This window comes from Hydrogenophaga sp. (genome assembly GCF_050182545.1).
Taxonomy (GTDB): domain Bacteria; phylum Pseudomonadota; class Gammaproteobacteria; order Burkholderiales; family Burkholderiaceae_C; genus Hydrogenophaga.
In genome coordinates this window covers 1-15,480 of the sequence record NZ_JBFXCD010000004.1, presented here as the reverse complement: position 1 = coordinate 15,480, position 15,480 = coordinate 1, and the positions used below count along the sequence as shown (strand labels likewise).

Genomic DNA, 15,480 nt, shown 5'->3' with positions numbered 1-15,480 from the left:
CCCCCTGCACCGCCTGCTGGACGTACCCGCCCCGGCCAAGCTCAACCTGTTCCTGCACATCACGGGCCGACGCACCGACGGCTACCACCTGCTGCAGTCGGTCTTCATGCTGATCGACTGGTGCGATCAGTTGCATTTTGAATGTCGCAAGGATGGTGGCGTCAGCCGCGAGGACCTCACGCCCTGCCCCTTGCCGGCCGACGATCTCGCGGTGCGCGCGGCGCGCGCACTGCAGCAGGCCACCGGCTGCCGTCTCGGCGTGCACATCGGTCTGGAGAAGCGCCTGCCGGCCGAGGCCGGCATGGGCGGCGGCTCCTCCGACGCAGCCAGCACCTTGCTGGCGCTCAACCGCTTGTGGGGTCTGGGCCTGAACCGTGCGCAACTGGCTGCCATCGGCCTGCAACTCGGTGCCGACGTGCCGTTCTTCATCGGAGGGCGCAATGCCTGGGTGGAAGGCGTGGGCGAACGGCTCACCCCGGTGTCCCTGCCGCCTGCGCGCTTCGTCGTGGTCAAGCCGCCGGCCGGCGCTTCCACGCAACGCATCTTCAGTGCACAAGAGCTCAAGCGGGACACAAAAACTGCTACAATCCAAGGCTTTGCTGCAAACGACTCGCGTGAGGGCGCGGCGCTCGATCTCCAGAAGATTCTGGCCTTCGGACACAACGACCTTCAGCCCGTGGCGCAGGCGCTGTGCCCCGAAATGGGGCAATGCATCCGGTGGCTCGATGGCCTGGGATTGCAGGGGCGCATGACCGGTTCGGGTACCGCGGTATTTGCGCAACTGCCGCATGCAACGAATCTGACGGGCGCCCCTGGCGACTGGCTGATTCGCGAATGCAGCAACATGGATGCCCATCCATTGCTCGACTGGTGCCCCGATTAGAATCGGCGGTGCGCAGCCCGGGGCAGTGGTTGTGCAACCAGCGACGTTTTTTGGGTTGGTTGTCTGGCTTCGCGCCGCACAGTTGACCTGCGTAGGGGAGTCGCCAAGTTGGTAAAGGCACTGGATTTTGATTCCAGCATGCGAGGGTTCGAGTCCTTCCTCCCCTGCCACCCGTTCAACCGAAACACGTACCGGAACGGCCATCCCGGATGGCCTTTTTATTGACGGTGATCCCCTGGGGCCGTCGTTCTTACCGCTGGAACCACCATGCAAGTTCAGCCCCCGGATTTCATGATCTTCACCGGCAATGCCAACCCGGTACTGGCCTCCGAAATCGCGCAGCACCTGGGCACGCAGCTCGGCGCGGCCAATGTGGGCCGCTTCTCCGATGGCGAAGTCACGGTCGAGATCACGCAGAACGTGCGCGCGCGCCATGTGTTCGTGCTGCAGTCCACCTGCTCGCCGACCAACGAAAACCTGATGGAGCTGCTCATCATGGTTGACGCGCTCAAGCGTGCCTCGGCCGAACGCATCTCCGCCGTCATCCCGTACTTTGGCTACGCCCGCCAGGACCGCCGCCCGCGCTCGAGCCGCGTGCCGATCAGTGCCAAGGTGGTGGCCAACATGCTGCAGACTGTGGGTGTGAACCGCGTGCTGACGATGGACCTGCACGCCGACCAGATCCAGGGTTTCTTCGATATCCCGGTCGACAACATTTACGCCTCGCCGGTGCTGCTGGGCGATCTGCGCCAGAAGAACTACCCCGACGTACTCATCGTCTCGCCCGACGTGGGTGGCGTGGTGCGCGCCCGCGCACTGGCCAAGCAGCTCAACTGCGACATGGCCATCATCGACAAGCGCCGCCCCAAGGCCAACGTGTCGGAAGTGATGCACGTGATCGGCGACATCGAAGGCCGCAACTGCGTGATCATGGACGACATGATCGACACCGCCGGCACGCTGGTCAAAGCCGCCGAGGTGCTCAAGGAACGTGGCGCGAAGAATGTGTATGCCTACTGCACGCATCCGATCTTCTCGGGCCCGGCCATCGAACGCATCGCCAAGGGCAGCGCCCTGGACGAGGTGGTGGTGACGAATACGATCCCCCTGTCGCAGGCCGCTCAGGCCTGTTCCAAGATTCGCCAGCTCTCCGTGGCACCGCTGATGGCCGAAACCATCGCGCGCATTGCGTCGGGTGAGTCGGTCATGAGTTTGTTTGCCGATCAGGACAACCTCTTCTGAGAAGACACTGAAGGCAGCAAAAAGCGGGCGGCCTCCATGGTGGGGGCCGCTCTTTTGAAACAGAGGCGTTCTGGTCGCGGAACCCCTCCATTGGAGAATGTCATGCAATTTGTCGCTTTTGAGCGCGCCAAGCAGGGAACGGGTGCGAGCCGCCGTCTGCGCAACACCGGTCGCGCGCCCGGTATCGTTTTCGGTGGTGACACGCCGGCCACCACGATCGAACTCGATCACAACGCCCTGTGGCACGCCCTGAAGAAGGAAGCGTTCCACTCGTCCATCCTCGACATGGAACTGGCAGGCAAGGTGCAAAAGGTGTTGCTGCGCGACGTGCAATACCACCCGTACAAGCCGCAAGTGCTGCACGTGGACTTCCAGCGCGTGGACGAAAAAACCCGGCTGCGCAAGAAGGTGCCGCTGCACTTCGTCAATGCCGAGAACTCGCCTGCCGTGAAGGTCGACAAGTGCGTGATCAGCCACGTGATGAACGACATCGAGATCGAGTGCCTGGCCACGCAACTGCCCGAGCACATCGAGGTCGACCTGGGTGAAGTCGTCAAGGGCGCCACCGTGCACACCGGCGACATCAAGCTGGCCAAGGGCGTGAAGCTCGTGACGCACGGTCGCAAGAACCTCACCGTGGCCACTGTGGTCGAGCCGGTGGAAGAAGTGGTGGCCGCACCCGTGGCCGCCGCACCAGCGGACGACAAAAAGGCCGCCAAGGGCAAGGGCAAGAAGTAATCTCGCCCCCATGTTCCTGAGCAACGGCCCGCCCAGTGCGGGCCGTTCTGTTTTCCATCGCTGCGCCGATAATTCCAGCCATGATCAAGCTCATCGCCGGCCTGGGCAACCCGGGGCCGGACTACGAACACACGCGCCACAACGCCGGCTTCTGGTGGGTGGACGAGGCCGCTCGCCAGCTCAAGGTATCGCTGCAGATGGAACGTGGCCATTTCGGCCTGGTCGCACGCGCCAGTGTGGCGGGGCAGAGCGTGTGGCTGGTCGAACCGCAGACTTTCATGAATCTGTCTGGCAAGTCGGTGGCGTCGGTCGCCCGGTTCTTCAAGATCGCCCCGGAAGAAGTGCTGGTGGTGCACGACGAACTCGACCTGCCCCCCGGCGAGGTCAAGCTCAAGCGCGGCGGTGGCCACGCGGGGCACAACGGCTTGCGCGACATCCACGCCCAGCTCGGCAGCGCGGGCTACTGGCGCCTGCGCGTGGGCATCGGGCACCCCGGCAACAAGAACGAAGTCGCGAACTGGGTGCTGAAGAAACCGTCGCCGGACGACCGCATCGCGATCGCGCAGGCGCTGGACCGCTCACTCAGGGCCTTGCCACACCTGATCGCGGGCGAGATGGACAAGGCGACGGCACTGATCCACACCAGCAAGCCCCCGCGGCCGAAGCCCCCCAGGCCCGCCGGCCTGGCGACTCAGGTCGAGGCAGGCGGCGGCGCCTCACCCCCCGTGGACAAAGCCTGAGCATCCTTCTGCAAGCGCTGGTACTTCTGCCACAGCGTTTCGCGCGACTCGATGTGTTCCGGGTTGATCGGGATGCAGTTCACCGGGCAAACCTGCACACACTGCGGCTCGTCGAAATGCCCCACGCACTCGGTGCAGCGCGCCGGATCGATCTCGTAGAACTCCTCGCCCATGTGGATGGCCTGATTCGGGCACTCGGGCTCGCACACGTCGCAGTTGATGCATTCGTCGGTGATCAGCAAGGCCATGAGTGCCGCCCCCTAGGCTTGCAAAGGTCTGGGCGCCAGCCGCGCCGCCACGGGTGCGCTCACCATTTGCGAGACATCGCCACCGAGCTGCGAGATCTCCCGCACCAGCGTGCTGGAAATGCACTGCAACTCGGCCTGCGGCAACAGGAACACTGTCTCCACCGCCGGATGCAGCTTGCGGTTCATCGCCGCCATCTGGGCCTCGTAGTCAAAGTCGGTGATGTTGCGAATGCCGCGCACCACGGCACAGGCGCCCTGCTGGCGACAGAAGTCCATGATGAGCCCTTCGAAGGGCAGCACGCGCACGCGCCCCGGCATGCGCGCGGCGACCTCGGCCACCATGTCCAGCCGCTCCTGCAGCGTGAAGCGGGTCTTCTTGTGGTGCGCGATCGCCACCGCGATGACCACCTCGTCGAACAGCTGCGCGGCGCGGCGCGTCACGTCCTCGTGACCCAGAGTGATGGGGTCGAAGGTGCCGCTGTAGACCGCCAGGCGGCCCGTGGCGCCAGATGTGGCAAGGGCTGAACTCATGCGCAAGATTATGCGCGAGGGCCTCGCAGGCTCGCCTCACTGTGCGGGCAATGGCCGCAACAGGTGAAAGGCCACCGCACCCGCCTTGCCCTGGCGATGCAATTGCAGGCCGAGCCGGGCCAGTTCGTCATCGCCCCACATCCGGGGCGCTTCGAGATAGATGAGGCCGCCCTCGCGCACCGCCTGCCGCGCAGCGGCCAGCGCCGCGAAATACAGGGATTCGTTCTGACCCTCGCCAAATGGAGGGTCCAGGAACACCCCGTCCCAGCCCTGCCCGGCGCGCTGGCGCAGCGCTGCCACGCCGTCGCCGCGCTCCACGCGCACGGCGGTGGCCTTGAGCTGGGTGGTGATGCGGCTGAGATTCGCCAGCAAGGCACTGTCCTGTTCGACCAGCACCACCTCGGTGGCGCCGCGCGAGGCCGCCTCGAGGCCCAGTGCGCCCGTGCCCGCAAAGGCGTCGATGCAGCGCCAGCCCGCGAGATCCTGGCCCAGCCAGTTGAAGAGCGTTTCGCGCACACGAGAGGGAGTCGGGCGCAGGCCAGGCCGGTCGGCCACGGGCAGCTTCGTGCGTTTCCAGAGGCCTCCAATGATGCGCACCTCGTGCGGGGCACGGACGGTGGCGCGGACAGCGGAGGCAGCAGCAGTCTTCTTCATGGCGGAGAGCTTACGCGAGCGGTGTGACCGCGCCGCGCTCAGGGTTGCGCGCCCACCACCACGGTGACCATGCGATCAGGCTGCAGCACACGCGCGAACGCGCGGCGGATGTCGGCCACGCTAACCTGCTCCACCCGCTGCCTCCAGGTGTCGAGATAGTCGAGTGGCAGGCCATTCCAGGCGATGTTGGCCACGTTGTCGAGCAGCTTGCGGTTGCTGTCGATGCGCAGTGCGAAACCGTTGACGAGAAATTCCCTGGCCGCGCGCAGTTCTGCCTCGGTCGGCCCCTGTTCGACGAAGCGGCGCAGCACGCCGCGCGAGACGTCCACCGCCTGCGCCGCCTGGTCGGGACGGGTGGTCAGGCCGATCTGGAACGCGCCGGCGTGCCGACCGGGCGAAAAGTAGCTGTACACGCTGTAGCTCAGACCGCGCTTCTCGCGCACCTCGGTGGTCAGGCGCGAGACAAAGCCGCCGCCACCCAGGATGTAGTTGCCCACGAACAGGGGAAAAAAATCGGGGTCGTCGCGCGCAACGCCGGGCTGACCGATCAACACCTGGGCCTGCGCGGCCGCGAACGGAATGCGTTCGTCAATCGCTTGTGCGAGCGGCTGTACGTCCCGCACAGCGGGCAACAGAGCGCAACCATGGGGCGCCACCGCCGACACCAGCCGGTCGACGATGCGGGTGGCGCGGGCGCGATCGATCGCGCCGACCAGCACCACCAGTGCGCGACACGCCACCACGTGGCGCCGGAAGAAGGCCAGCATGTCGGCCACCACCATGGCAAGGAGGCAGGCGGCGGCGGTCTGGTAGCCATAAGGGTGGTCGCCATACACCGCGCGGGCAAAACGCCTGCTCGCGATCGTGCCGGGGCGGTTGTCGGCTTCCCTGAGCGCCGCCAGCATGCGTTCGCGGTCGCGTTGCCACACGCGCGCGGGCCAGGCCGGCGCGGCCAGCTGGCGCGCCGCCAGCGCCACCGCCCGTTCCAGCAGATCGGGTTCGGTCAGGGTGCGCAGGCTGACACTGAAACGGTCGGTGCTGGCCTGGGCGCCGAATTGGGCACCGAGATCCAGCCAGGCCTCGCTGAGCGCGTTCTCGTCCAGCGCGGGCAGATCGCCCTGCGCCCGGACCCCGCCCGAGAGCAGTCCCGCCGTGGCACTCGCCAGACCGGCCTGCGGCGCGGAATCGCGGCGGCTGCCGCCATCGAAGTCCATCTGCACATCGAGCATCGGGATCGATGGACTGGACACGAGGTAAACCCGCGCACCGCTGGCATGCATCCAGTGTTCGATGGGTATGGCCGCCCGCGCCTGCGCTGGCAGCATCAGCGCGGCCAGCAGCAACAGCCCCCACGCCATCGGTGGTGCACGGAACCGCCAGGACATGCGCTGGTTCATGGGGCGCCTCCGTCACGGCGAGGCGACTCAGGCACCAACACCCCGGTGTTGAGCTGCCCATCACCAAAGTAGCGCCGCGCCACCGACTGCACCTGCGCGGGAGTGACCGCGCGCAGCCGTTCCATCAGGCGTTCGCCCGTGTCCGGGGCCATGCCGTTGATCCAGTAGTTGCCGAGTTCGCGCGCCTGGCCGAATACCGAGTCGAGCTTGTAGACCTCGCTGGCCATCCATTGCGTCTTCACGCGCTGCAACTCGACCTCGCTGACGCCTTCGCGGCCGATGCGCTCGACTTCGGATTTCAGCGCGGCCGCGGCCATTTCCGGCGACACACCGCGCGCGGGCACGGCGCTGAGTGTGAACAGTTGCGGTCCTCGCCCCAAGAGGCCATACGAGGCACTCGCGCTGTCGGCGATGCGCTTGCCACCACCACCCGAGCCCTGGACCAGCGCCCGCCCCAGCCGCGCACCGCCGTAGCCGTCGAGCACGGCCGAGAGCACCGCCAGGGCCAGGGCATCGCGATCGGCATCGCTGTCGACGTCGGCGCCGCGCCACTTCGGCACCTTGTAGGCCAGTGCCACCATGGCCTGGTCGGTCACCGCACGGTACTCGAGGCGGCGCGGGCCGTGCTGCGGCGGCTCCTCGCGCGGCTTGCGATCAGGCACGGCGCGCGCGGGAATGCGGCCAAAGTGCTTCTCGGCCAGGGCTCTCGCCTGCGCCACGTCCACGTCGCCCGCGATCACGATGGCGGCATTGGCCGGCACGTACCAGCGCTGGAAGAATGCGCGCGCGTCGTCGGGCGTCATGGACTCGATGTCGCTCATCCAGCCAATGACCGGTCGCCGGTACGGACTGGCCTGGAAGACCATGGCATTGAGCGCCTCGAACATGCGCGCGCGCGGCGACTCCTCGGTGCGCTGGCGACGCTCTTCCTTGATCACCTCGATCTCGCGCCGGAACTCCTCGTCGGCCCACTGGTTGCGCGCGAAGCGGTCGGCCTCCAGTTGCATCACGGCTTCGAGCTGGTGGGCCGGTACCTGCTGGTGGTAGGCCGTGGCATCGCGGGACGTGAAGGCGTTGTCGCGCCCGCCCAGCGCGGCGATGCGGCGCGAGAACTCGCCGGGCTTGAGGTCGGGTGTGCCCTTGAACATCATGTGCTCGAGCGCGTGCGCCACGCCCGAGGTGCCGTCCACTTCGTCCATCGAGCCCACGCGCACCCACACCATGTGCGCCACCGTGGGCGCGCGGTGGTCGGGCCGCACGATCAGCGTCATGCCGTTGGAGAGCGTGAAAACGCGCGCTAGCTGGCTGTAGGCGGTGTCTCCTGCCCCCTGGGAATGGGCAACGGGCTGTGGGGGTGTACGGCCCGGTGCGGCGCATCCGAGCAACGCCAGGGCCAGCAGCAGGGGCAGGGCGCGGCGCATGCCGGCAGGGCGCAAGGGGCGTTTCATAGAATGCGATGGATTCTAGAGATTGAACAATGTTCTCGTTCTTCCGAAAAAAAACCTCCGCCCCACCCGCCCCCGCCCAGCCTGCTGCCTTGCAGGCTCCCGCGCCCGAAGCGGTGCCAGCCGGTCCGGCCCCGGCGCAGGCCACACCTCCCACCGCCCGCCAGGGCTGGCTGGACAAGCTCAGGAGCGGTTTGCGCAAGACCGGCAGCGGCATCGCCACGGTGTTCACCGGCACGCAGATCGACGACGCGCTGTACGAGGAACTCGAATCCGCCCTGTTGATGGCCGACACCGGCGTGAAGGCCACCACCCACCTGCTGGCCGATCTCAAGCGCCGCGTGAAAGAAAGCAGGACCACCGAGCCCGCCGCCGTCAAGGGCCTGCTGGCCGACGCCATCGCCGACCTGCTGACGCCGCTGCAGAAGCCGCTGGTGATCGGGGAACACAAACCCACCGTGATCATGGTCGCCGGGGTCAACGGCGCGGGCAAGACCACCTCCATCGGCAAGCTCACCCGCCACCTGGCGGATGGCGGTGCCACCGTGCTGCTGGCCGCGGCCGACACGTTCCGCGCCGCCGCGCGCGAGCAGCTCGCGGTCTGGGCCGACCGCAACACGGTGGACATCATCACCCAGCAGGGCGGTGACCCGGCGGCGGTGAGCTTCGACGCCGTGACCGCCGGCAAGGCGCGTGGGCGCGACGTGGTGCTGGTCGACACCGCCGGGCGCCTGCCCACGCAGCTGCACCTGATGGATGAGTTGCGCAAGATCAAGCGCACGATTCAGAAAGCAGGAGACACGCAGGCACGTGGCACCGCCGGGCCGCCCCAAGGTGACACAGCCCCCTTGGGGGGCAGCGAACCACGCGAAGCGGGGAGCGTGGGGGCATCGCTGCCGCCGCATGAGGTGCTGCTGGTGATTGATGGCAACACCGGCCAGAACGCGCTCGCGCAGGTCAAGGCCTTCGACGAGGCCCTGCAGCTCACCGGCCTCGTCATCACCAAGCTCGACGGCACAGCCAAGGGCGGCGTGCTGTGCGCCATCGCGCGCGAGAAGCCGGTGCCGGTCTACTTCATCGGGGTGGGTGAAAAGCTCGAGGACCTCGAGACTTTCGACGCGCGCGAGTTCGCGCAAGCGCTGCTGGCCTGAGAGCCTACTCGCCGGTTTCGGTGTAGCCGCGCCACTGCCGCATGGCGTTGCGCATGGTCAGCAGCTGGCGCTCGAAGCGCGGGCAGGCCTGGCACATCGCCATATGCACCCGCAGGGCCGCGCGCTCCAGCAGCGGCAACGCGCGGTCTTCCCGGGCGATCAGCAGGGCGCTGACCTCCTTGCAGGTGCGGCGAAGCGGGTAGGCGACTTTCATGGCGTTTTCGGGCGGGCAAACCAGTTGAGTTCCAGGCACTCGCGCAGTCTCAGGCGAGCGCGGTGCAATTGAACGTAGAGATTGGTCGGTGTCAGCGACAGTTCCTTACAGATGTCCTCGCTGGAGAGTTCCAGCCACTCGCGCATCAGGAACAGGCGGGCCTGCACCGCGGGCAGGCGGTCGGTGCATGCCTCGAGCACCTCGAAGAACTGGCGGCTGTGGAGGTCCTGCTCCGGGTTGCCCCAGTCGGCCGGTTTCTCGGCATGGTGCCCGTTGGCACGGAACGCCATGTCGTCCAGCGGGTCGGCCTGTTCGTCAGGCGACCCGCTGGACGCGCAGACCTCGCGGCCATGGTGCCGCAGCGCGTCGATGATCTTGTGCTTGAGGATGCCCACCAGCCATGTCTTGAGTTGCGAGCGCTGCTGGAACCCCTGCGGTTTGGAGAGCGCGGCCAGCATCGTTTCGGACACCGCGTCCTCGGCCCAGGCGTCGTTGCGCAGTTGCAGGCGTGCGAACTTGAGCAGGTACGCGCGCAGATCGGCCACTTGCTGTTCGAACGGGGCGGCGGCGGGCTGGGACATGGGGGCTGAGTGTAATGAAACGGGCATGGTGTCGACGAACGGCACCACAGGAGGTTCCCATGTCCCCATGTCGTTCGCATTTCAACCGTGGCGGTGCCGCCATGCTCGCGCTCTGTTGCGCCCTGGCGCTGAGCGGTCCACCCGGCTTCGCCAGGGCGGCGTCCGACATGATCGACACGACCGCTGTGGTGGCACCCGAGCTGCGCGGCACCACGCTGGACGGCCGGCCTTTCGATCTTGCCGCGCTGCGTGGCAAGGTCGTGATGGTGCTGTTCTGGTCCACTGACTGCGCAGTGTGTCGCGACAAGATGCCCGAGTTGCGCGCCAACCTCAAGGGTTGGCAGGGTCGGCCCTTCGAACTGGTGGGAGTGAGCACCGATCGCGACCGAGCGGCCATCGAAACGCACCACCGGCTCGTCCAGCTCACCGTCCCCGAATCGCAGCGCTTCACCTCCCTGTGGACGGGTGACAGCCAGCATCGCAACAGCTTTGGCCCACCCGGGCAGTTGCCCGCAGTGTTCCTGCTGGACAAGTCCGGGCGTGTGGTCGAGAGCCACCACGGACGCGTACCCCCACAAGCCTGGGACCGCATCGCCGACCTGCTGTGAGCAAAAAAATTTCTCGACATCGCGTAAGAAAGCCGATGCCCGCCTGACCAACGCCCAACCAGTCCGTGCAAGCCCGGAACCCGAGCGGCGCAACTGGTTGTTCCTTTCCTACCGTCAATTTGTTCAATCCACCAGGAGCATTTCCATGAACCAACGCACCATGATCGCCGCCGCCGCCACCTCGCTGATGTCGCTGGCCCTGTTGTCGTCCCCCGCCTTCGCACAGAACGCCGCCAAGGAAAAATGCTTCGGCATCGCCAAGGCCGGCCAGAACGATTGCGCCAACCTCGCGGGCACCCACTCGTGCGCCGGCCAGTCCAAGGTCGACAACGACAAGGGCGAATGGAAGTACGTGCCCGCCGGCACCTGCAAGGACATGAAGGGCATGACGATGGAAGAAGCCAAGATGGGCATGAAGAAGTCCTGATCGGTCCTTCACGCGCACAGACGCCCCCATGACCGCCACCACCCTGCCCGCGCCCATGGCGATTCAAGCCTGTGCCACGGGCATTGGCTGGCGGCATCCCCATTACGCCGCGCTGCTCGAACAGCGGCCGGCACTGGACTTCATCGAGGTCCACTCCGAAAACTTCTTCGCCCCCGGCGGCGCCGCGCGCGCCGTGCTGCGCGCCGGGCGCGAACACTACCCGGTGAGCCTGCACGGGGTCGGCCTGTCGCTGGGCTCGGCCAGCGGCATCGACCCCTGGCACCTCGACCAGCTGGCCGCGCTGGTGCAGGAGATCGAACCCGTGCGGGTCAGCGACCATGCCAGCTTTGCGCGCGGTGTGCTGCCCGGCGCGCAGGCCGTCCATGCGTCCGACCTGCTGCCCTCGCCATTCACCCGCGCCGCGCTGGATGCGATGTGCAGCAATGTGCAACAGGTGCAGGACCGGCTGCGCCGCCCCATCGCGGTGGAGAACCTCTCGGCCTACCTGCGCTGGCAGGGCGCCGACGTGGACGAACCCGACTTCCTCAACGCACTGGCCCGCCGCACCGGCTGCCACCTGCTGGTGGACGTGAACAACGTCTACGTGAACGCACTCAATGACGGCCTGGCCGATCCGCTCGATGGCTGCCGCCGCTGGCTCGACGCGATCGCGCCCGACGCGGTCGCCGAACTGCATCTGGCCGGGCACGCGCACTGCGGCGACATCGTGATCGACGACCACGGCAGCCGCGTGTGCAGCGAAGTCTGGGCGCTCTACCGCCACGCGCTGCGGCGCTACGGCGACGTGCCCACGCTGATCGAATGGGACACCGACGTGCCCGACCTGGACGTGCTGCTGGACGAAGCCGCCAGTGCGCGCACCCATGCCGGTGCTGCCCTGCGCGAGGAGGAGACCGCATGAGCGCAGCGCCGGGCCGTTCCCGAGCCAGCTCGCACCGCAGCGCGCAGGGCGAGTGCACTCCAGTGAACACGCTCGCCCTGCAGCAACAGGCCCTGCTGGACACACTGTTCCAGCGACCGGGCAGCGACGGCGCGGCGCGAGCGCGTCAGGCGCTGGACACCTGGCTCGTGCCCCACAACGGTCGCGGCCTCGCGGCCTACCAGTCCAATGGCCATGCGCTGGCCGAACGCACCCTGCAGGCCGCCTACCCGGTGATCACCGCCATGCTGGGCGAACAGAACCTGGCACCGCTGGCCCGCCAGCTCTGGCACCGCCAGCCACCGGTGCGCGGCGATCTCGCCCATTGGGGGGGGGCGTTCGCCAGTTGCCTGGAACACGAGGAACAACTCGCCCACCTGCCCTGGCTGGCCGACGTGGCGCGCGTCGAATGGGCGCTGCACGGGGCCAGCGGTGCGTCCGATGCGCAGACCGACGCGGGCAGTTTTGCGCGCCTGGCGAACGAAGACCCGCAAGGGCTCACGCTCGCGCTCGCCCCCGGCGCCGCCGTCTTCACCAGCGCATGGCCCATCGCCAGCCTGGTGACGGCACACCGCGAAGGCCAGCCTGATCTGGACGCAGCGGCCGACCGCCTGCGCAATGGCGTGGGCGAATCCGCCGTGGTCTGGCGCCAGGGCCTGCGCCCCTGCGTGGCCGGCTGCACCGCCGCCGAGGCCCGCTGGCTCGGCGCGCTGCTGCAGGGCTGGCCCGTGCCCGACGCGCTGACCCAGGCCACCGCGTGCGACGACAGCTTCGACCTCTCCACCTGGCTGGCCCACGCGGTGCAGCAGGGTCTGGTCGTCGGCGTGGTCGACGCCCTTGCCCCCTCACACACCCCAACCATCGAGGAAGCCCCATGAACCCACCCACCACCCTGCTGCAGCGCGGCCTCGCGCTCTGGAACCTCGTCACCCGCGCGCTGGACCTCGCGCAGCCCGCCGCCGCAATGGCCGCGCGCCTCTACCTCGCACAGGCCTTCTTCCTCGCCGGCCTGACCAAGGTGCGCGACTGGGACACCACGATCCTGCTGTTCACCGAGGAATACCGCGTGCCCCTGCTCTCGCCCCAGGTCGCGGCGGTGGCCGGCACGGCGGGTGAGCTGGTGTTGCCCGTGCTGCTGCTGTTCGGCCTCGCCGGCCGTTTCGCGGCGCTGAGCCTGTCGGTGGTGAATGTCGTCGCGGTGATCAGCCTCGCCGAGATCGCGCCCGCCGCGCTGCAGCAGCACATCACCTGGGGCGTATTGCTCGCAGGTCTGGCGATCTACGGCGTGGGCCGGTGGTCGATCGACTGCGCCTGGATCCATCCGCGCCTCAAGCGCTCGCATGCAGGCGGCATGGCCATGAACTAAGCTTGTCTTTCCGCTGCGACTTCCTGGAGACACGCCTTGCCGCCCGAAACCACGCACCTCTCGCGACGCCACCTGCTGCTGGCCGCCGCTGCCGGCGCCGCCCTGCCGAAGGCCTGGGCCCAGACGCCAGCGGGCTGGGCCGACCTCGAAAAAGCCGCGCGCGGCCAGACGGTGTACTGGAACGCCTGGGCCGGCAGCGAGCAGACCAACGCCTACCTGCAGTGGGTGGCGCAGCAGGTGAAGACGGCGCACGGCATCACCCTGCAGCACGTCAAGATCACCGACACCGCCGACGTGGTCAAGCGCGTGCGCGCCGAGAAGGCCACAGGCCGGGGCGCGAACGAAGGCACCGTGGACCTGGTGTGGATCAACGGCGAGAACTTCGCCGCCATGAAACGCGAGGGCCTGCTGTTCGGTCCCTGGGCCGAGGCACTGCCGAACTTCCGTTGGGTCGACACCGTGGGCAAGCCCACCACGCTCAAAGATTTCTCCGTGCCCACCGAAGGCATGGAGTCGCCCTGGGGCATGGCGCAGTTCACCCTGTTCGCCGACAGCCAGCGCCTGCCCGAGCGGCCGCAAAGCATGCAGGCGCTGCTGGCGCTGGCGCGCCGCCAGCCCGGGCGCATCACCTACCCGCGCCTGCCCGACTTCCACGGCACCACCTTCGTCAAGCAGGCACTGGTCGAGTTCGCCCCCGACCGCGCCGCGCTCGCGAAGCCGGTCACCGATGCCGCCTTCGCCGCGCAGACCGCCGCGCTCTGGCCTTTCCTCGATGCCCTGCGCCCGCACCTGTGGCGTGCCGGCAAACAGTTCCCGCAGAACGCCGCCGCCGTGCGCCAGATGATGGCCGATGGCGAGCTGCTGCTGGCCATCACCTTCAACCCGAACGAAGCCGCCAACGAGATCGCGGCCAAACGCCTGCCCGCCACGGTGATGAGCTGGCAGTTCGAGAAAGGCACGATCGGCAACACGCACTTCGTGGCCATTCCGTACAACGCGCGCGCCAAGGCCGGCGCGCAGGTCGTGGCCAACTTCCTGCTCTCGCCGGCGGCGCAGGCGCGCAAGGCCGACATCGCGCACTGGGGCGACCCCACCGTGCTCGACCTCGCGCGCCTGCCCGCAGCCGAGCGCGCGCTGTTCGGCACCGGGCAACAACCGGGGCTGGTGAGCGCGCCCGCGCCCACCTTGCCCGAACCGCACGCCTCCTGGGTCGAACCGCTGGAGAAGGCCTGGGCGCAGCGCTACGGCGCCTGAGCCCGCCGCCCCGTGTCTGTCACCGGACTCCGCTGGCTGGGCGCTGCCGCGCTGCTCGCACTCGCGGCAGCGCCGATGGTGTGGACCGCGGCCGAGGCCTTGCGCGCGGGAGGCGACGCGGGCGCGTGGCGAACGCTGCTGGAAGAACCGTCCGTAGGACACGCGCTCGCCCTCACGCTCTGGACCGGTCTGGCGTCCACCGGGCTGGCCTGGTGGTGCGCGGCGGCGTTGCTGGCCAGCGGCTTCGTGCGCCAGCGTCTGGACCGGGTGCTGCGCGGCCTGCCACTGATGCTGGCCACGCCGCACGCGGCACTGGCCATCGGCCTGCTGTTCCTGATCGCGCCCAGCGGCTGGCTGCTGCGCCTGGTCTCGCCCGGGCTCACCGGCTTCGAGAGCCCGCCGCCCTGGGTCACCACGCAGGACCCCTGGGGCCTGGGCCTGATCCTGGTGCTGGTGGCCAAGGAGACGCCCTTCCTGCTCTGGACTGCGGCCACGCAGCTGCAGCGCGACGACGTGCGCCAGCGCTGGCGCGCCGAACACGCGCTGGCGCAGACCCTGGGCTATGCGCCACGGCGCGCCTTCTGGCTGGTGCTCTGGCCCCAGCTCGCCCGCCGGCTGCGCTGGCCGCTGCTGGCCGTGCTTGCCTATGGCCTCACGGTGGTGGACATGGCCCTGGTCATCGGCCCGGCCGCGCCGCCCACGCTGGCCGTGCTCGCTTGGCAGTGGCTGCAGGACGTGGACCCCGCCACCTACGCGCGGGGTGCCGCCGCAGGCGTGTGGCTGGCGCTGACCGTGCTGGTCTGCAGCGTGCTCTGGCTGGCCCTGCAGCGCGCCGCGCAGCGGGCGCTGGCCCACGGCCGCGGGCGGCGGGGCGATGCGCGCCGCGCGGCACCGGCCACGGTGTCCGCGGGGCTGTGGCTGCTCGGCGGCCTGTACGTCGCGGTGCTGCTGGCGCTGGCGCTGGGCAGCGTCAGCGGCGTGTGGGCCTTTCCCGCCATCTGGCCGCAGTCCTGGACGCTGGCGGCCTGGCATCAGGTGGCATGCAGATGCTCGTCCAACGT

At 68.3% G+C, this 15,480-nt stretch carries 18 protein-coding genes, 1 tRNA gene and 1 pseudogene; 13 read left to right on the top strand and 7 right to left on the bottom strand.

What is annotated here, in order from left to right:
- The first annotated feature begins 4 nt into the window (after positions 1–4).
- The 5 genes from ispE to pth all read left to right on the top strand — a co-directional run bounded on the left by ispE (position 5) and on the right by pth (position 3,603).
- Complete coding sequence (gene ispE, locus AB7P10_RS05555) at positions 5–883, top strand: 4-(cytidine 5'-diphospho)-2-C-methyl-D-erythritol kinase (RefSeq protein WP_428293088.1); 879 nt, start codon at positions 5–7, stop codon at positions 881–883.
- A 93-nt stretch (positions 884–976) separates the two neighbouring features.
- Positions 977–1,053 (top strand) — tRNA-Gln (locus AB7P10_RS05550).
- A 97-nt stretch (positions 1,054–1,150) separates the two neighbouring features.
- Positions 1,151–2,125, top strand: a complete 975-nt coding sequence (locus AB7P10_RS05545) for a ribose-phosphate pyrophosphokinase (RefSeq protein ID WP_428292848.1) — start codon at positions 1,151–1,153, stop codon at positions 2,123–2,125.
- 102 nt (positions 2,126–2,227) lie between these two features.
- Positions 2,228–2,863, top strand: coding sequence for a 50S ribosomal protein L25/general stress protein Ctc (locus AB7P10_RS05540; RefSeq protein ID WP_428292847.1), 636 nt, complete (start codon positions 2,228–2,230; stop codon positions 2,861–2,863).
- Positions 2,864–2,943: 80 nt separating this feature from the next.
- Positions 2,944–3,603, top strand: coding sequence for an aminoacyl-tRNA hydrolase (gene pth, locus AB7P10_RS05535; protein WP_428292846.1), 660 nt, complete (start codon positions 2,944–2,946; stop codon positions 3,601–3,603).
- Here pth and AB7P10_RS05530 read toward each other — a convergent pair.
- Genes AB7P10_RS05530 through AB7P10_RS05510 form a run of 5 tightly spaced genes read right to left on the bottom strand, consistent with a single transcriptional unit; the run spans position 3,555 to position 7,881 of the window.
- Positions 3,555–3,851 carry a YfhL family 4Fe-4S dicluster ferredoxin gene (locus AB7P10_RS05530; protein WP_428292845.1) on the bottom strand — a complete coding sequence of 99 codons (297 nt, stop codon included), beginning with the start codon at positions 3,849–3,851 and terminating at the stop codon, positions 3,555–3,557. The two genes, pth and AB7P10_RS05530, sit on opposite strands and share 49 nt — an antisense overlap.
- 12 nt (positions 3,852–3,863) lie before the next feature.
- Positions 3,864–4,382: a pantetheine-phosphate adenylyltransferase gene (coaD, locus tag AB7P10_RS05525; protein ID WP_428292844.1), complete on the bottom strand. Its 519-nt coding sequence runs from the start codon at positions 4,380–4,382 to the stop codon at positions 3,864–3,866.
- A gap of 36 nt (positions 4,383–4,418) precedes the next feature.
- Positions 4,419–5,036, bottom strand: a complete 618-nt coding sequence (rsmD, locus tag AB7P10_RS05520) for a 16S rRNA (guanine(966)-N(2))-methyltransferase RsmD (protein ID WP_428292843.1) — start codon at positions 5,034–5,036, stop codon at positions 4,419–4,421.
- Between the two features lie 38 nt (positions 5,037–5,074).
- Positions 5,075–6,433 (bottom strand): M16 family metallopeptidase, encoded by a 1,359-nt coding sequence (locus AB7P10_RS05515; protein ID WP_428292842.1) that lies wholly within the window; start codon positions 6,431–6,433, stop codon positions 5,075–5,077.
- Positions 6,430–7,881, bottom strand: coding sequence for a M16 family metallopeptidase (locus AB7P10_RS05510; RefSeq protein ID WP_428292841.1), 1,452 nt, complete (start codon positions 7,879–7,881; stop codon positions 6,430–6,432). The genes AB7P10_RS05515 and AB7P10_RS05510 overlap by 4 nt, the downstream gene beginning before the upstream one ends.
- Positions 7,882–7,910: 29 nt before the next feature.
- On the opposite strand from AB7P10_RS05510, the gene ftsY reads away from it, so the two are divergent.
- On the top strand, positions 7,911–9,029 hold the full coding sequence (ftsY, locus tag AB7P10_RS05505) for a signal recognition particle-docking protein FtsY (RefSeq protein WP_428292840.1): 1,119 nt from the start codon (positions 7,911–7,913) through the stop codon (positions 9,027–9,029).
- Positions 9,030–9,033: 4 nt separating this feature from the next.
- Here the strand turns inward: ftsY and AB7P10_RS05500 are convergent, their stop codons facing one another.
- Complete coding sequence (locus AB7P10_RS05500) at positions 9,034–9,243, bottom strand: zf-HC2 domain-containing protein (protein WP_428292839.1); 210 nt, start codon at positions 9,241–9,243, stop codon at positions 9,034–9,036.
- Positions 9,240–9,824, bottom strand: a complete 585-nt coding sequence (locus tag AB7P10_RS05495) for a sigma-70 family RNA polymerase sigma factor (RefSeq protein ID WP_428292838.1) — start codon at positions 9,822–9,824, stop codon at positions 9,240–9,242. The genes AB7P10_RS05500 and AB7P10_RS05495 overlap by 4 nt, the downstream gene beginning before the upstream one ends.
- 59 nt (positions 9,825–9,883) lie before the next feature.
- On the opposite strand from AB7P10_RS05495, the gene AB7P10_RS05490 reads away from it, so the two are divergent.
- The 7 genes and pseudogenes from AB7P10_RS05490 to AB7P10_RS05460 all read left to right on the top strand — a co-directional run.
- Positions 9,884–10,432, top strand: coding sequence for a peroxiredoxin family protein (locus tag AB7P10_RS05490; protein ID WP_428292837.1), 549 nt, complete (start codon positions 9,884–9,886; stop codon positions 10,430–10,432).
- Positions 10,433–10,577: 145 nt separating this feature from the next.
- The gene (locus tag AB7P10_RS05485; RefSeq protein WP_428292836.1) at positions 10,578–10,859 is read left to right on the top strand and encodes a DUF2282 domain-containing protein; all 282 of its coding nucleotides are present in this window, start codon (positions 10,578–10,580) and stop codon (positions 10,857–10,859) included.
- 28 nt (positions 10,860–10,887) lie between these two features.
- Complete coding sequence (locus AB7P10_RS05480) at positions 10,888–11,781, top strand: DUF692 domain-containing protein (RefSeq protein ID WP_428292835.1); 894 nt, start codon at positions 10,888–10,890, stop codon at positions 11,779–11,781.
- Positions 11,778–12,677, top strand: coding sequence for a putative DNA-binding domain-containing protein (locus AB7P10_RS05475; RefSeq protein WP_428292834.1), 900 nt, complete (start codon positions 11,778–11,780; stop codon positions 12,675–12,677). Before AB7P10_RS05480 ends, AB7P10_RS05475 begins: the two co-directional genes overlap by 4 nt.
- Positions 12,674–13,165: a DoxX family protein gene (locus tag AB7P10_RS05470; protein WP_428292833.1), complete on the top strand. Its 492-nt coding sequence runs from the start codon at positions 12,674–12,676 to the stop codon at positions 13,163–13,165. Before AB7P10_RS05475 ends, AB7P10_RS05470 begins: the two co-directional genes overlap by 4 nt.
- 36 nt (positions 13,166–13,201) lie before the next feature.
- The gene (locus AB7P10_RS05465) at positions 13,202–14,419 is read left to right on the top strand and encodes an ABC transporter substrate-binding protein (RefSeq protein WP_428292832.1); all 1,218 of its coding nucleotides are present in this window, start codon (positions 13,202–13,204) and stop codon (positions 14,417–14,419) included.
- Positions 14,420–14,431: 12 nt separating this feature from the next.
- Positions 14,432–15,480: pseudogene (locus tag AB7P10_RS05460) on the top strand (ABC transporter permease); the annotation flags it as partial.

What these genes read in the sequence shown, in the direction of transcription:
- AB7P10_RS05470 (WP_428292833.1), top strand. Translation starts at nt 12,674, where the DNA reads ATGAACCCACCCACCACCCTGCTGCAGCGCGGCCTCGCGCTCTGGAAC.
- AB7P10_RS05540 (WP_428292847.1), top strand. Translation starts at nt 2,228, where the DNA reads ATGCAATTTGTCGCTTTTGAGCGCGCCAAGCAGGGAACGGGTGCGAGC.
- AB7P10_RS05495 (WP_428292838.1), bottom strand. Translation starts at nt 9,824, where the DNA reads ATGTCCCAGCCCGCCGCCGCCCCGTTCGAACAGCAAGTGGCCGATCTG.
- ftsY (WP_428292840.1), top strand. Translation starts at nt 7,911, where the DNA reads ATGTTCTCGTTCTTCCGAAAAAAAACCTCCGCCCCACCCGCCCCCGCC.
- pth (WP_428292846.1), top strand. Translation starts at nt 2,944, where the DNA reads ATGATCAAGCTCATCGCCGGCCTGGGCAACCCGGGGCCGGACTACGAA.
- AB7P10_RS05475 (WP_428292834.1), top strand. Translation starts at nt 11,778, where the DNA reads ATGAGCGCAGCGCCGGGCCGTTCCCGAGCCAGCTCGCACCGCAGCGCG.
- AB7P10_RS05545 (WP_428292848.1), top strand. Translation starts at nt 1,151, where the DNA reads ATGCAAGTTCAGCCCCCGGATTTCATGATCTTCACCGGCAATGCCAAC.
- AB7P10_RS05510 (WP_428292841.1), bottom strand. Translation starts at nt 7,881, where the DNA reads ATGAAACGCCCCTTGCGCCCTGCCGGCATGCGCCGCGCCCTGCCCCTG.
- AB7P10_RS05515 (WP_428292842.1), bottom strand. Translation starts at nt 6,433, where the DNA reads ATGAACCAGCGCATGTCCTGGCGGTTCCGTGCACCACCGATGGCGTGG.
- coaD (WP_428292844.1), bottom strand. Translation starts at nt 4,382, where the DNA reads ATGAGTTCAGCCCTTGCCACATCTGGCGCCACGGGCCGCCTGGCGGTC.
- AB7P10_RS05490 (WP_428292837.1), top strand. Translation starts at nt 9,884, where the DNA reads ATGTCCCCATGTCGTTCGCATTTCAACCGTGGCGGTGCCGCCATGCTC.
- AB7P10_RS05480 (WP_428292835.1), top strand. Translation starts at nt 10,888, where the DNA reads ATGACCGCCACCACCCTGCCCGCGCCCATGGCGATTCAAGCCTGTGCC.
- rsmD (WP_428292843.1), bottom strand. Translation starts at nt 5,036, where the DNA reads ATGAAGAAGACTGCTGCTGCCTCCGCTGTCCGCGCCACCGTCCGTGCC.
- AB7P10_RS05530 (WP_428292845.1), bottom strand. Translation starts at nt 3,851, where the DNA reads ATGGCCTTGCTGATCACCGACGAATGCATCAACTGCGACGTGTGCGAG.
- AB7P10_RS05500 (WP_428292839.1), bottom strand. Translation starts at nt 9,243, where the DNA reads ATGAAAGTCGCCTACCCGCTTCGCCGCACCTGCAAGGAGGTCAGCGCC.
- AB7P10_RS05485 (WP_428292836.1), top strand. Translation starts at nt 10,578, where the DNA reads ATGAACCAACGCACCATGATCGCCGCCGCCGCCACCTCGCTGATGTCG.